Annotated in this window: 14 protein-coding genes and 1 riboswitch; of the genes, 12 read left to right on the top strand and 2 right to left on the bottom strand. The window is 48.0% G+C overall.

Annotated elements, in window-relative coordinates:
• The first annotated feature begins 230 nt into the window (after positions 1-230).
• The 8 genes from AC1XTG_RS03735 (at position 231) to AC1XTG_RS03700 (ending at position 9,975) form a co-directional block, all read left to right on the top strand.
• Positions 231-1,550, top strand: coding sequence for a sensor histidine kinase (locus AC1XTG_RS03735; protein ID WP_056286734.1), 1,320 nt, complete (start codon positions 231-233; stop codon positions 1,548-1,550).
• Positions 1,551-1,623: 73 nt separating this feature from the next.
• The gene (locus tag AC1XTG_RS03730) at positions 1,624-2,268 is read left to right on the top strand and encodes a response regulator (protein WP_056286738.1); all 645 of its coding nucleotides are present in this window, start codon (positions 1,624-1,626) and stop codon (positions 2,266-2,268) included.
• A 60-nt stretch (positions 2,269-2,328) separates the two neighbouring features.
• Positions 2,329-2,460: a hypothetical protein gene (locus tag AC1XTG_RS03725; protein WP_255356508.1), complete on the top strand. Its 132-nt coding sequence runs from the start codon at positions 2,329-2,331 to the stop codon at positions 2,458-2,460.
• A gap of 171 nt (positions 2,461-2,631) precedes the next feature.
• Complete coding sequence (locus AC1XTG_RS03720; protein WP_484841065.1) at positions 2,632-5,604, top strand: glycosyltransferase family 117 protein; 2,973 nt, start codon at positions 2,632-2,634, stop codon at positions 5,602-5,604.
• Between the two features lie 95 nt (positions 5,605-5,699).
• Positions 5,700-5,873, top strand: a complete 174-nt coding sequence (locus AC1XTG_RS03715; protein ID WP_157474779.1) for a hypothetical protein — start codon at positions 5,700-5,702, stop codon at positions 5,871-5,873.
• 30 nt (positions 5,874-5,903) lie between these two features.
• Entirely contained in the window at positions 5,904-7,532 is a 1,629-nt protein-coding gene (locus AC1XTG_RS03710) for an alpha-amylase family protein (RefSeq protein WP_484841064.1), read from the top strand.
• 130 nt (positions 7,533-7,662) lie between these two features.
• Positions 7,663-8,925, top strand: coding sequence for an ankyrin repeat domain-containing protein (locus AC1XTG_RS03705; protein ID WP_484841063.1), 1,263 nt, complete (start codon positions 7,663-7,665; stop codon positions 8,923-8,925).
• Between the two features lie 120 nt (positions 8,926-9,045).
• On the top strand, positions 9,046-9,975 hold the full coding sequence (locus tag AC1XTG_RS03700; RefSeq protein WP_484841062.1) for a hypothetical protein: 930 nt from the start codon (positions 9,046-9,048) through the stop codon (positions 9,973-9,975).
• Here AC1XTG_RS03700 and AC1XTG_RS03695 read toward each other — a convergent pair.
• Together AC1XTG_RS03695 and AC1XTG_RS03690 are read right to left on the bottom strand one after the other, a co-directional pair.
• Positions 9,950-10,342: a winged helix-turn-helix transcriptional regulator gene (locus AC1XTG_RS03695; protein WP_056286752.1), complete on the bottom strand. Its 393-nt coding sequence runs from the start codon at positions 10,340-10,342 to the stop codon at positions 9,950-9,952. The two genes, AC1XTG_RS03700 and AC1XTG_RS03695, sit on opposite strands and share 26 nt — an antisense overlap.
• A gap of 190 nt (positions 10,343-10,532) precedes the next feature.
• Positions 10,533-11,306, bottom strand: coding sequence for a DUF899 domain-containing protein (locus AC1XTG_RS03690; RefSeq protein ID WP_484841061.1), 774 nt, complete (start codon positions 11,304-11,306; stop codon positions 10,533-10,535).
• 255 nt (positions 11,307-11,561) lie between these two features.
• On the opposite strand from AC1XTG_RS03690, the gene AC1XTG_RS03685 reads away from it, so the two are divergent.
• The 4 genes from AC1XTG_RS03685 to AC1XTG_RS03670 all read left to right on the top strand — a co-directional run bounded on the left by AC1XTG_RS03685 (position 11,562) and on the right by AC1XTG_RS03670 (position 14,969).
• The gene (locus tag AC1XTG_RS03685; protein WP_157474781.1) at positions 11,562-12,182 is read left to right on the top strand and encodes a hypothetical protein; all 621 of its coding nucleotides are present in this window, start codon (positions 11,562-11,564) and stop codon (positions 12,180-12,182) included.
• 125 nt (positions 12,183-12,307) lie between these two features.
• Positions 12,308-12,502 carry a hypothetical protein gene (locus AC1XTG_RS03680; protein ID WP_056286765.1) on the top strand — a complete coding sequence of 65 codons (195 nt, stop codon included), beginning with the start codon at positions 12,308-12,310 and terminating at the stop codon, positions 12,500-12,502.
• Positions 12,503-12,551: 49 nt separating this feature from the next.
• Positions 12,552-13,463 (top strand): ThuA domain-containing protein, encoded by a 912-nt coding sequence (locus tag AC1XTG_RS03675; RefSeq protein ID WP_484841060.1) that lies wholly within the window; start codon positions 12,552-12,554, stop codon positions 13,461-13,463.
• Between the two features lie 110 nt (positions 13,464-13,573).
• Positions 13,574-13,666, top strand: a riboswitch (SAM riboswitch).
• 136 nt (positions 13,667-13,802) lie between these two features.
• On the top strand, positions 13,803-14,969 hold the full coding sequence (locus tag AC1XTG_RS03670; protein ID WP_484841059.1) for a cysteine desulfurase family protein: 1,167 nt from the start codon (positions 13,803-13,805) through the stop codon (positions 14,967-14,969).
• The last annotated feature ends 9 nt before the right edge of the window (positions 14,970-14,978 follow it).

Raw genomic sequence — 14,978 nt, 5'->3', positions numbered from 1 at the left:
ACATCAATGCGCCTTTGCGATAGCTTGTATCAGTAACCATTGTCAATACAAGTATAGCACAGCATCTGAACTTTACTCGTGGATTTGGCTAATTTCTTTTGTAGAAATTTCCCTACATGGCTATTTGTTATTTTTAGCTAGTTTTGGCTGTCTGCATACTTATGTGCATTCTTTTGCCCTCCCTTTGTATATGAATGTTGGTACAAGGGACGACTATGTAATTTTTGCGCATGAGTTCATCATTTCTGGAATGGCCGGTCCGCAAACAACTAGCTACTGAGGTAAATACGTTAGATCGGGTCCGTATACGCGTGCTGGCTTACATCCTTCATTTAAGGATTCTGTCTACCGGCGTTTTGTTGGTTTTCTTTCTCTTACAGGATTACGAGCAGCAGAGTGTCAGGATCGCTGTTCTCTTCTGCGTTTCGTTGTTATTCTACATTGCGTTAACCCTGGGATTACACTGGCGTTTAGCCATTCATATAGCCGTCAACGTTTTCCTGTTCATCCTCTGGACCAACCTGTTCATTGTCGACAAGACGCTGAACCTGGTCACAATACAATATGCCGGTATCGCCAGTGTTTGTGCTTTTTACGGACTGGGTAACCGCCTCGGGCTCATCTATTCTGCCATCGCGCTGGCTGCATTTGTCCTGTATCTGGCCCTGGGGAATACAGTGGGGGCGGAGATCCCGCTCGGGCCGCTTGGCTCGGGAAGCTTTGCAGCGGCTCTTTTCCTTGTCAATGATTTCTTCTTCCTGGTACTGATCCATTATTACTTTTTCAGCTCCTTTAATGCGACGATGGAAGTGCTGGACGCGCGTACTATTGAATTGACGGAAAATATCGGAAAGCTGGAACAGGCACAGATCAAGCAGCAGGAGGAATTCGTGCATCAGAAGCATTTGCTCGCGAGTATTTCTCACGATATCAAAAGTCCGCTTCGTTTTTTGATGACTACAACCGCTCGCCTCGCCAAGAATTATCCCGACCTGCCGACGGTGCGTGCGATCAGCCAGTCGAGTTACCGGCTTTATAATTTCATGAAAAACCTGCTGGAATACACAGAGTTCAGGTACAAGAATACGGATGTAAACTTTGCTTACCTGGATGTGTGTGAACTGGTGGAGCAAAAGCTGGATATTTTTGCTGAACAGGCGGAAAGTCAATGCAATTCACTTGTCAATGCAGTTGAATCAGGTGTAATCCTCAAAAGCAACCTGCAACTCGTGGGCATTATCCTGCACAACCTGATCGACAATGCGAACAAGGTTACCTCTCAGGGTCAAATCAAAATTACCTGCGAAGACCATCGCAACCAGCTGCACCTGATCGTCAGTGATACCGGCCCCGGAATGGATCCTGGGATTATGGAATGGATCAACAGTCCGCACAGGATTCCCGGTCCGGAACACAATCCGCAGAGCTTCGGAATGGGCTTGCTGATCGTAAAGGAAATCAGCGGCCTGATACGCGCCAAGCTCCTGGCACAGCCGTTTACTCCCCGTGGAACTTCAATTCACATTATTTTTTCAAAGAATAATCCTTAGTAGTTAAATTTCTACAAACATTTCTCATTGCGATGAGTTAACTTTAACTTGGTTTAAAGCAATTATCTATTTGATGAAAACAATTTTACTTGTTGAAGACCATTCAATTGTGCGAATGGGTGTGAAGCTGCTGATCGAAGATTTTATGACGCAAGTGTCGATTGTCGAGTCCGGTAGTTTCAATGAAACACTCCGGCACCTGCAAAGCCGGTTCTTTGATCTGGTGATACTGGATATCAAGATACCAGGCGGGGAAGGATTCAATATGATCGGCAAAATCAGGAGTATTCAAAACAAAGTAAAAATCCTCATTTTCTCATCTCAGGACGAGGAGCTGTATGCCCTGCATTACTATAAAGCCGGCGCGAGCGGCTACCTGCCCAAAGACGCGTCCAATGACGAACTTGAAAAAGCAATTACGGCTGTTATGAGCGGCGGTACTTATATCAGTAAGGTTGTTCAGCATCAGCTGGTAAGCAACAGTATGCTTGAAAAAGACAGTAAACAAAGTCCGCTTGAAATCTTGTCCAACAGGGAGCTTGAAATTATGGATATGCTGCTTGTAGGTAAGTGGACAAAAGATATTGCAACTGATCTCAATATCAAGGAAAGTACGGTAAGTACTTATAAGGCAAGGATTTTTGAAAAGCTAAATGTTACAAATATTCTTGAATTGTTTAAAAAAGTCGAAATTTACAAAAACAGGAAAGTAGCATAGTGTAGTATTATCTCTTTATAGTCCAATTATCTCTTCTATCATCAATAAGTGTTGTTTGAAATGGAAACCTCAATTACCTACGCGAAACCTGCGGAGCTACCATTCTTTGGAACCGTCGTGCTTACCGTACTAACCGGTTCGTTGCTCTGGATGTCGATCATTTACAGTATCTTCTTCCTTATTGTCAGCTAGCCGCTCGTTAAAGCAGCTGCGCAACCACATTGCCAGCTGCCTCTGTTAAAGAAAGTTAAAGCCCGGCAGTTGCTTAATCGGCTTAACTTTTTTTAAGAAACCCGGTACACACCCGCAGAAATGCATTGAATAGTTTTGGCCCATCTTCTAATCCGGCCAAAACTATTCGCGATGATCCCCTTTCGAAAACTCAATCTGTACACCGCCTGGTCGCTTTTTGCCGTTACATTGGTCACTTACGTCATGACAATGGAGCGTACGGCAAGTTTCTGGGACTGTGGTGAATTTATTGCCTGCGCATTCAAATTGCAAGTCCCTCACCCGCCCGGCTCGCCGTTGTTCCTGCTTATCGGTCGCCTGTTTTCATTACTCGCTTTGGGCGATGTGACACAGGTTGCTTACTGGGTCAATATGGTGTCAGTCGTGAGCAGCGCTTTCACGATTTTCTTTTTGTTCAAAACGATTGTCCTGCTCGCATTGAAGCTCTTTGGTAAAGCAGAAAATGAGTTATTGCCCAATGAATCGGTACTTGTTATTGCATCGGGTGTAGTAGGCGCGCTGGCTTACGCGTGGTCCGATTCGTTCTGGTTTTCGGCCCTGGAAGCGGAGGTGTACGGACTGTCCTCTTTCTTTACAGCAGTAGTGATCTGGGCTGCTTTTAAATGGGAGAAAATAGAAGATCCTGCGCTGGCCAACCGCTGGCTGATCTTCATTGCCTACCTGGTTGGGCTCTCCATTGGCGTGCATTTGCTGAACCTGGTTGCATTACCGGCGCTTGCACTGATTTATTATTTTAAAAAATACCCGAAACCAACTTTTCTCGGTGGTACCGCCGCTTTTCTGATCGGTCTGGCTATCCTGGGGATTATTAATACAGGCATCATTCCCGGACTTCCCGGCCTGGCAGGCAAATTCGAGATCTTCTTTGTAAACACATTGGGCTTGCCCTATAACTATGGAATTGCCGTTTTCATATTCTTGTTCCTGGGCATTCTGACGTGGGGAATCTTTTCGTCACAAAAAGCCGGAAGGGTTCTGTTGAACACCGCCTTGCTGTCACTTGCCTTCTTGCTGACAGGTTATTCATCTTACGTGCTGGTCTTGGTTCGCTCGGGGTACAATCCTCCGATCAATGAAAACGATCCCAGTGACGTGCTGCGTTTTGTATCTTATCTCAAACGGGAGCAGTACGAAAGCCGCCCATTGCTTTACGGCCCGTCTTTCGTCTCCAATCCGGTGAGCCAGAAGCGCGGCGAACCTGTCTACGCAAAAAAGGATGGAAAGTATGTCATTATCGACCACCGGCCGGAATACGAATACGCACCCGGGAGCAAAATGCTTCTGCCGCGCATGTACAGCTCCCAGCCCGGGCATTCGCAGCTCTACCAGCAAATGACCGGACTGGCCCCAGGCCAGCAACCGGGCATGCGGCAAAATCTAGCGTATATGTTTTCGCATCAGTTCGGTCACATGTACTGGCGCTATTTTCTATGGAATTTTGTCGGCCGCGAAAGTGACCGGGAAGGAGCGGGTACGCTCTTGCCCTGGAAAGCGGCGGGTTATCCGATGTCCATTGCCGGGAACCGGGGACACAATAATTTTCTGATGCTGCCTTTTTTGCTTGGGATAGCAGGTTTTCTCTATATGTACCGGCGCAGCCGAAAAGATCTCCTGGTACTTGGCCTGCTGTTTCTTCTCACGGGACTCGCATTGGTTTTCTATCTGAATTCCCCACCCAGCGAGCCGCGGGAGCGCGATTATATTTACGTGGGTTCCTTTTACGTCTTTTCCATGTGGATCGGGATCGGCGTACTGGCTGTTGCTTCGCTGCTTGCAAGGCTGGTCAGGAAAAATGCGTTGAGGACAAGTATCGCATTTGCGGCGGGCTTGTCGGTACCGGTGATACTGGTTGCAAAAGGGTGGGATAACCACGATAGGAGCAATCGCTACCACTCCGTTGATTTTGCAAGGAACCTGCTCAACTCCTGTGCGCCGAATGCAATCCTGTTTACCGGCGGAGATAATGATACGTTTCCGTTGTGGTATGTTCAGGAGGTGGAAGGTTTCAGGACGGATGTGCGTGTTTGCGTGCAGACTTTCCTGGGCATTGACTGGTACATCAGTCAGCTGAAAAGGAAAACAAACAAATCGGAAGCACTGCCGCTGTCGCTCGATAGCAATGCTTATACGAGGGGCAAAAACGAGTTCATTCCTTTTTACGAGATTCCCTCTGTGAAAGCCGGGATAAACCTGAAAGAGTATCTGGAACTGGTCCAGCAGAAAAATAAGGCCATTCAGGTGCCGCTTACCAGTGGCGATATGACCTCTATCCTGCCTTCCGCCAACCTGTTTTTGCCCGTTGATTCAAAGCAGGTGAAAGCAATGAACATCGTCAGCAAAAACCTGGTCCCATTTGTTACCGACTCCATGAGCTGGCAGATCGGGAACAAGGACCTGATCAAAAGTGACCTGGTGATACTGGATATTATTGCAAGTAACAATTGGAAACGACCCGTTTATTTCTCCTCAACTATGGGCTCTTCGCATAACCTCGGCTTGCAGGAGTATTTACAGCTCGAAGGGTATGCTTACCGCTTGTTGCCTGTGCGTGTTCCGGGTGCCACTGACGGTTACGTCAATTCTGATATTATGTTCGAAAACATGATGCACAAGACCTTCTGGCGGGAAACCGGCAACCCAAGCGTTTATTATGACGATACCTACCGGGGCTCGCCGGTGTTTACAGCCAGACTATCTTTTCTGCGGCTTGCCGAGCAGCTGATTGCGGAGCGGAAAGTAGAAAAGGCGCGCCAGGTAGCAGACAAAGCAATGCGCGTAATGCCCGACGATACCATTCCGTTCGACCAGATTTCGGCTGGCTTTGTGGGTGTATTGTTTGACGTGGGGGAGAAAAAGAAGGCGCTGGATTCTGCGAGAACAATGGCGCTGCGAGCGGATGATAACCTGACGTGGATCAAAGCAAACGGAGGTGCTGCGAGCAGGGAGGTTAATACAGATTTATACATTCTGCAAACCCTTGCTCAGGAATGCAAACGGGCGAAGCAAGAGGATGAGGCGCGGCGGTTTGAGTCCATTTTCAAGAAGCATCTATTAGCCTTTAATATGTATAGCAGGGAAAATTGAACGGGAGTTTAGGGACGCCCGGCAAGGTTTTCGCAGTAAGCTGGCAAGAGTATGGTGACGTTACCATGCATTTGTCAGCTTTTTAATTTATGGAAATGAAATGGCCGGAAAATGGAACGCTTGTCAGATTCAGGCGGCACGATGAAGAAGAATGGCGCGAGGGTGAGTTTGATGAACAAAATCAGATGTTTGTCGAAATATATGCGCCCGAGCTGATTACACACAATACCAATGATATTGCAGAGTGGGTACAGGCCGATTTTGATTAAAATTCTTTTCTCAACAAAACTTAAAACAAGATGCTTGAAGAGCTTTGGTACAAGAACGCGGTCATTTACAGCCTCGACCTTGAAACATTTATGGACGGTAACAATGATGGTATCGGCGATTTTGAGGGATTATGCAACCGTCTGGATTACTTACATGCAATGGGACTCGACACGATCTGGCTTGCGCCCTTTCAACCCACACCCAACCGCGATAATGGCTACGATATCAGTGACTTTTATGGCGTGGATCCCCGGCACGGATCGAGCGGGGATTTTGTCAATTTCATCCACAAAGCCAGGCAGCTGGGTATCAAAGTAATTATTGACCTGGTGGTTAACCATACCTCCGACAAGCACCTCTGGTTTCAGGATGCCAGGTCTTCCAAAGACAGTCCGAAACGTGACTGGTACGTTTGGTCAGACAAAAGACCTAAAAACTGGAACAAGGGAATGGTATTCCCCGGTGTCCAAAAAGCCACGTGGACGCTTGACGAAAAAACCAACAGCTACTATTTTCACCGCTTCTATGAATTTCAGCCGGATCTGAACACAGATAATCCGGAAGTACGTGCCGAGATAGCGCGCATTATGGGATACTGGCTGGAACTCGGCATTGCCGGTTTCCGCGTTGACGCGGTACCTTTCATCTTGGAGTCTCAGGGGCCGGACGAGACAAAGCCTGTCATGCATTTTGAACATCTCAAAGCGATGCGGCAGTTTTTGCAATGGCGGCGTGGCGATGCGGTCTTGCTGGGCGAGGCCAATGTACTTCCCGAAGAGAGCAAGCAATATTTTGGTGACGAAGGGGACGGGATCCACCTGATGTTCAATTTTTTTGTAAACCAATATACCTTTCTGGCACTCGCTACGTCTGATACCGAACCGTTAATTAAAGCACTGGAAGCAACCAGGGAAATCCCGGCAAACAGTCAATGGGCCCATTTTCTGCGGAACCACGACGAGCTGGATCTGGGGAGGCTCACAGAAGAAGAGCGTGCGACGGTTTTTGCGCGCTTCGGGCCTGACCCGGAAATGCAGCTTTACGAACGAGGTATCCGCAGGCGGCTTTCGCCGATGCTCGGTAACCGGCAGCAGACCGAGCTTGCATACAGCCTGATGTTCTCCCTGCCGGGTACGCCGGTGATCCGGTACGGGGATGAGATAGGAATGGGGGAGGACCTTACCCTGCCGGAGCGTGCAGCAGTAAGAACACCGATGCAATGGTCAGCCGAAAATAACGCCGGGTTTTCAAAAGCAGAAAAACTTGTCAATCCGGTGGTGCGCGACGGTTATTATTCCTATGAACATACCAATGTGGAGCGCCAGCGCCGCGATCCGGGCTCGCTGCTCAACTGGATGACGACATTGATCCGCCTACGTAAAGAATGTCCCGAAATCGGCTACGGTAACTGGGAGATCCTGGATACCGGCCACAAGCAGATACTCGGCATGAAATATACCTGGCGGTCCAAAATCCTCTTCGTGTGGCACAATTTCCAGGCACAATCTTTGGAGCTGGTAGTGCCCGAAGAGCAGGCAGGTACAGGACGGCTCATTGATTTAATGAATAATATTGAAAGTCAGGTGGATAGCGACGGTAATCATACCATTACGCTGGAAGCTTACGGGTATCGGTGGTTTCGGGCGTTTACCGAATAATAAGTTTGTGGGAGGTTGGATCAATAGAATCTGATTTCCGGTCTATTTTATTGCCTAAACGGCTGCTGAACGTGCAAGAATTTAGTTTCCGGTCATGTTCAGCAGCCTTTACAACCTCTCCGCAACGATTATGAATACCACTGATGTGATCACTCTCGTCATCCAGCCAACGCTGGAGAGCTACGAGCAAAAGTCGCGGGAGTTGCTGAAGTCATACCTTCAGCTGGATGACCACTCCGTTAAGTACGTGCTGAAATACCACCCTGATCCTCACAAATTCAATGAGGTTAACCTTTCGTCGAGCGAGTTTAACATAGATGACGCCAGACTGACCATTGCCCGGCAGCATGGTTTTGCAGACTACCGTGTATTTACGAGCCACCTTACCGAGCTTGACGATGAAAGTTCTCTTACCTGCCGGTTTGAGCAGGCGGCAGATGCAATTGTGAGCGGTGACGTGCATACGCTCAGCAGGCTGATTGCCGAAGATCCTGCGTTAATCAGTACCCGCTCCACGCGCACTCACAGGGCGACGCTTCTGCATTACCTGGCTGCCAACGGGGTGGAACAATTCAGGCAGAAGTCTGCGACCAATGCAACCTCAATTGCGGGAACCCTGCTTGATGCAGGCAGCGAAGTGGATGCTGCGGCGGATGTTTATGGAAGTAACTGGCACACGACGCTTGACTTGCTCGTTTCCAGTGTGCATCCCGCCCGCGCAGGTGTACAGACTGCATTGGTCGAAAAACTGCTCGATTACGGCGCGGCTGTAAACGGCTGCAACAACGATTGTTCCCCATTGCTTACCGCCATATCATTTCATTACCCGCTCGCCGCCGAAACCTTGGTGCGCCGCGGCGCAAGGGTAGATACCATCGTCGCGGCCGCTGCATTGGGGCACCTTGAAGAGGTTTCCGGTTATTTAAGAGGAAGAGGAATGTTGAAATCCCAGACGCCAACTGTGCAGGTACCCTGGGCTGATTGCAGGAGCAATCCCGAAAAGCAGCTCGAACTTGCATTGGTGTGGGCTGCAATGCACAACAGGGCCGAAGTGGTTGAATTCCTGCTGGATCAGGGAGTGAGTATTGCATCCACAGATTTCTGCCGGTGGACTGCGCTGCATTGGGCAGCCTACTATGGCTGTACGGAAACATGTCAGATTTTGCTGCGCAGAAAAGCGCCGCTGGAAGCCAGGAATGAGTTCGGCGGAACGGTGCTGGATCAAACGCTGTGGGCAACTGTACACGAAGGTGTCGCCCCGCATCACTTATCTATTATTGAAAAGTTGGTTAAAGCAGGTGCCAGAATTCATCCCTGGTGGCTTTTCGCGAGTCTTACCCCGCCGCTTGATCCGCGCGTTGCAAAGCTGCTTGGTGACCATACAGCTGTTTAAATCACGCCAGCCGTGCAGGTGTGGGAAGGTAAATTTTGTGTTAAATCTTCCTAACCGTGCATCATAAATCCTATATTGCCTGTGCAATTGGCATTCTCAACGATATTTAAATAAGTACACATGCTTTCTTCACTTACCAGAGTGTCCCGATTTTCGGGCCTGCTGCTGTTCTTGCTGGGTTCAATCCCGTCCGTTTTTGCACAGCATACATTAGAATTTGTACAGGATGGCGTCAGTAACAGCTACAAGCCACCTGTTCCGAAAGGTCCCACTTCCATTCCGCAGACGCTCTCATTTTTCTTTAACAGGAACGGTAATACCGATGACGGGATTTACTTTCAAAAGCCGGAGAAAGAACTTACGCTGACACTCAGCTTCGATGACCAGACTTACGTGAATGTTCCGCAGCACGTTACCGGGTTAACATTCGGTGCAGCCTCTGGTGCAAGCAGTACGCACGTGAGACAGGTTCCGGTGGTGAACAGCAACTATTATTTTACCGACACAACCCGTTCCATTTTTACCGCACATCCGAATGGACCGGTTGGCCGGGGAGTTAATCTGTATGCCAATCCTGGTGTGCAAATATTCCTTTCAGCCAAGCCTTTGATCACAGCCAAGGCCCCGACCTCAGACACCAGCCGCTACTATTACGGCAAGCTTCGCCTCCAATTCAGCAGGCCGGTAAATAATCCCGTGCTATCTTTTGTAGGATTGGGCGCAACGACCAATTTCAGCGACAAGCGACTGGGTTTTGCAACAGAACTTGAACTGGTCTCGCCTGATTTGACATTGACTAAAATCTCAGGAAACCGGGAAATGGTGATCAATGATGCGCAAACCAAAATCCTGCACGATAAAAGCCCCATTACCGGCAACTGTGGCGGGGGAGCAGCTTGCGGCAGTGTGCTGGTCAAAGGATCAAATATCACCACTCTCGTCTTTGGCGTCTATCTCAGGGCAGACGGCGGACCTGGCGTTTGGGGTACCGACAAGGTAACCAACTCAGGAGATATGTGGCATATTACAGTGACGCTTCCAGCACAGTAGCAGGTTCCCACTCGCTACGGATCTTCGACCGGTGCATTTCACCCCACTTTACCAGCTCGTTCAATACGGGTTGAAGTGTGTCGCTGTATGGAGTGAGCTCGTATTCGATCAGTACATTCGGCTCGGTATGTACAATCCTCTTTACAAAACCATTCAATTCCAATTCTTTCAACTCATTGGAAAGTACTCTGGCAGAAATGCCGGTAATGGTTCTTTGAAGATCGTTGAAGCGCTTGTTTCCTTCTGTAAGCGCGATAATCACGTGCAATTTCCACTTTCCACCGATTACATAAAGTGCATCGCCTAATGCGTTCAGCTTTCCTGTACATTCTACCTTGGAAATCCGCTGTATCAATTTTGTCTCCATTCTTATAATAGCTATTTGACTAACCTTTTGTATACTGCTTACATTTTGTTAGTAAAGGTAGTTATTTCTGCCGTAAACCTGGTGACTTAACGCGTGGATCTGGTAATGGAAGAGCGCTGATCTGCATTGATTTGTAATTTGTGGAAGTTATTCCCCTCACAATGAGGAAGGATAACTTCCATTCATGTTGCTAGTGGCAGCAGCTGCTTCTGCCCTTATTGGTTTCGTATTTATCGTGATGGCGCATCCAGTCCATTGTTGCATCCTCATTTCGCCCTTTTGGTGTCAGGTCAAGGTACGCGTGAGCGCCGAGCAGCGTATCTGATCCTCTTGCATAAGTGGAGTAAGTATGGTAAATCACTCCGTTGCTATCCTTGTAAAACACACTTACTCCCGGTAACTCGGTTACCGAATCGAGTGCCTGATATTGGTAATTATAGTATACCTGCCCATTTGCAACTTGTTCGGGAGTAAATGAGACGTGGTAATCGTAATTGAAATCGCTGCAGTAAGAGGATACCCATTGAAAATTCCAACCCATTCGCTTCTTAAAAGGCAAGATCGTGGCAAGAGGCGCGCGGGATACCACCACTATTGACACATCGTGGTGCGGGATGTGCAGGTCCGGACCACTGATATGATCGCTAAAAAAGGAACAACCCGGGCAACCTTCTTCCCATTCCGGTGCAAACATGAAATGGTAAACGATAAGCTGACTATTTTCATTGAACAGTTCTGAAAGCGAGACCGTGCCTACGGTACTTTCGAATTGATAATCCTTATCAACAACTACTCTCGGCAACTTCCTGCGCTCGGCGGCGATCTGGTCTGTCAGGCGGGTCAGTTCTTTTTCTCTTTCAAGCAATGCAAGACGGGCTTGCAGCCAATCTTCTTTGTTAACAACCTGGCTTTCAATGGCTGAGCTTGTTTTATCTCCCGTTAATATCTCCTGTGTTTTCTCCATAGTGCTTTGATTTTGTTTATCAAATCTCGATAAAGTAAACCTTAAATCTGGTGTGTGGATCGGTCGAATAGGAGGGGTATTCGGGACATAAATAATGGTGTTAAATGTGCCCGAATAGCACATTAACGTATAGTAATGCAAGCGGAAACGTATAGCGCGTAGCAGTTTGTGGCGCTTCGTTCTGGTACGATCTTTTTTGTATCTGTTTCAAATTATCACATTCATTAACAGATTATTCACTTAATAATAAATGTCATGAAAGCATTAAAAATGAACATATTAGGATTAGCATTGTTGGGTACAACAGTTGCTTTTGCGCAAACAACTCCTGCTACCTCCACTACATCGCCGACGACTGGCACTGGAAGCGCGGGATCAAGTACGCAGCCAAGAACGGTTCCTGGAAGCACTGTACAACCGGGCACATTGCCAGGAACATCGCAGCCAGGTAGCACAACGCAGTCAACAGGAACTTTACCGGGCAGCACCACGCAGCCAACGGGAACAACTCCGCAGCGGACGACAATGCCGGGCAGCACAACTCCAGGTACTACGCAGTCAACTGATAATGTACCACGTACAACAACAGATCCGACGGCAGTTCCGGGAACAAACAGGTCTTCGACCCTGCCAGGCAGCACTACTCAGCCTTCGAGCACATTGCCAGGTAGCACAACGCAACCATCAAGCACTATCCCTGGAAGCACTACAACTCCAGGTACCAATAATGTACCTCGCACGAATATCCCAGGTAGCACTACGTCACCTTCGACCGTGCCAGGTAGCACAACATCACCTTCATCAACAGTACCAGGAAGCACGGGTACACCGTCATCAGGTGGCGCAAGTACAGGTGGATCAATTCCAAGAAGGTAATCTGAACCAATGTTAAGTGTTAAAAACGGCCAGTCTGAACTTTCATGCTGGCCGCTTTTATCTATATCCAACCCCGCACACTATTCAATTCGTTATCTAAGTTTTTACCATTAAAATCGAAAGCTATGCCAAGTGTTAAAAATCAAGACAGTTCAGGAAAGCTGGAAAAAGGCGTTATCCTTTCTGTTTCAGACGTTGAAAATGAAAATGATGCAATCCTGGCAGTAGAAAACTACTTGCGCGAAAAGCAAACTGAACAATTTGAATTAGCTGTGCCGGAAAAAAGTGAAAGCGGTACTTATGAAATCCGTTTGGGATAGCCAACCGCAGCTACGATCGGCCGGTATGTTTCACTTTGACAAGAAAACCATGCTAAAAGCGCTTAAAGCAATCCTGTTTTTCGTACTTGTTTACACAAATATCATTGCCCAGCCAGTTCAAAATGGGCAGGCGAAATCTCAGGCAAAGAAGAAGATTGTTTTTATCACTGGCCCTGACAGTCACGGTAAAGGTGAGCATGAGCATAATGGAGGCGCAACTCTTCTTGCAAAAGCATTGAACGACAGTGTGCCGCAAGCTTCCGCGATCATTGTAAGGAATGGCTGGCCTGCCGATCCCGGCATATTAGAAGATGCAGATGCCATTGTGATTTATTCCGATGGAGGTGACGCCAATCACATGGCTTATCTGCACGCCGAGCAGGTTAACCGGCTGACTAACAAAGGAGTTGGTCTGGTTTTTCTGCATTTTTCACTGGAAGTGCCAAAAGGAGCGCCGGGCGATCAGTTCAGAAAATGGATCGGCGGCTATTTTGAGACCAATTGGTCAGTTAACCCGGTCTGGGAAGCTGCATTCGCGCGCTACCCTGACCATCCTGTTGCAAATGGGGTAAAGCCATTCTCCATATTGGACGAATGGTACTACCACATGCGCTTTGCAGAGGATATGAAGAACATCACACCCATTTTGCAGGCACTTCCGCCAGAATCTACGCTTAAACAGCCCGACGGTACACACTCTAATAATAAATATGTGCGTGAAGCTGTGTTGGAAAGAAAAGAATTACAAACCCTCGCCTGGGCTTTCGACAGGCCCGACGGCGGCCGGGGCTTTGGCTTTACAGGCGGACACATGCATAAGAACTGGCAAAATGATAATTTCCGCAAACTGGTTTTGAATGCGATCGCCTGGTCGGCCAAGATCCAGGTCCCTGCCAACGGAATCCCTTCCGCAACTCCCACAGAGTCAGAGCTGAATGCGCTGACGAAGCGAATGGAATAACATTCGTGCTGCGCTACTACAATCCTGTTCAGGAATAATCTTCCCTAAATTTTTCAATGCCCATTTGGATATTCAGATTCTTTATTTCATCTTTGTCTATCGAATTAGTAGATTTATAAAGAAGGAAGGGAGAGGTTAGGCTCTATGATCTTCTGGCAACCTAAAACTTTTAAGGTGCCCCAACCTAATTCTATTGATAAATCTAGAATCCAGCCACCGGATTACGAGTGTATTGAATGATTGAATAATGCCGCGCTGAATTGCGCTGCTTATAAATGACGTTCGCGTGCAGTAAACGTATTTGGCTGAGACAAAAACCAAATTAAAGCATTTGAAAGTATGAAAATCTATTGTGACAACGCCGCTACCACAGCGCTTGATCCCGAGGTGATCGATGCGATCATACCTTATCTCTCCGAAAACTATGGAAATCCTTCATCCACTCATTGGGCCGGCCTTAAAGCTAGGGAAGGAGTTGAAAGTGCACGCAGGACAGTTGCGGCCTTACTCGGAGCTTCACCCGCGGAAATCTATTTTACATCAGGGGCAACCGAAGCCAATAACCTGGCGCTGACCGGTGCAATCCGTGCGTACGAAATCAGTCACGTGATTACCAGCAAAATCGAGCATAAAGCCGTTTTGCAAACATTGGCGCGCCATGAAAAAGAAGGGGATATCGAGATCAGCTTTGTTCGCCTGGACGAGCGGGGCAATGTCGATCTGTATCATCTCGAAAATCTGCTCCGGGCCAATCCACGGACATTGATCAGCTTAATGCATGCCAATAATGAGATTGGCAACCTGACCGATATCCACGCCATCAGTATTCTTGCTCAACGTTATAATGCTATATTCCACACAGATACTACCCAGACAATCGGCAAGATCCGGTTTGATCTGAGCCGCGAAAATGTCGATTTTCTGGTGGGATCTGCGCACAAATTTCATGGACCGAAAGGCGTAGGATTTATCTATATCAACAAAAAACACAGGATTGCCCCATTGATTTTGGGTGGCGGACAAGAGGGGGGCCAGCGCGGCGGTACCGAGAATGTGATCGGGATCGTAGGATTGGCGCGTGCACTCGAAGTAGCTTACCGCGACCTGGATGAAGATCAATTGCAGGTCAGTAAACTGAAACACTACCTTGTTTCCAAACTGGCTGTCAGCAGGATAGAAGGTATTTGTTACAATGGGGACAGCAAGTCGGTCGAGAACAGCATTCCTAATGTACTTAATGTCTCATTCCCCTGTCTGTCAGCGGGCAGCATTGTGGAGCAACTCGATCAGGCGGGGATTGCCGCTTCGGGCGGGAGTGCCTGTTCGAGCCAGGGTACCTCACACGTGATCGCCGCATTGCCTTGTCAGAAAAACAAAGAAAATGTACGCTTCTCATTCAGCAAGCTGAACACCTTCGACGAGGTAGATTATATCGTTAAGGTATTGACAGGCATCTACGAAGGGGTGCCTGCCTTTTACAAAGAATCCAGATTAGCCATCATATAAATTAGTCAA

It is taken from the genome of Dyadobacter sp. HNCC25DJ183 (assembly GCF_056895175.1).
The sequence above is the reverse complement of the archived record's forward strand: the minus strand, read 5'-3'. Positions and strand labels throughout refer to the sequence as shown.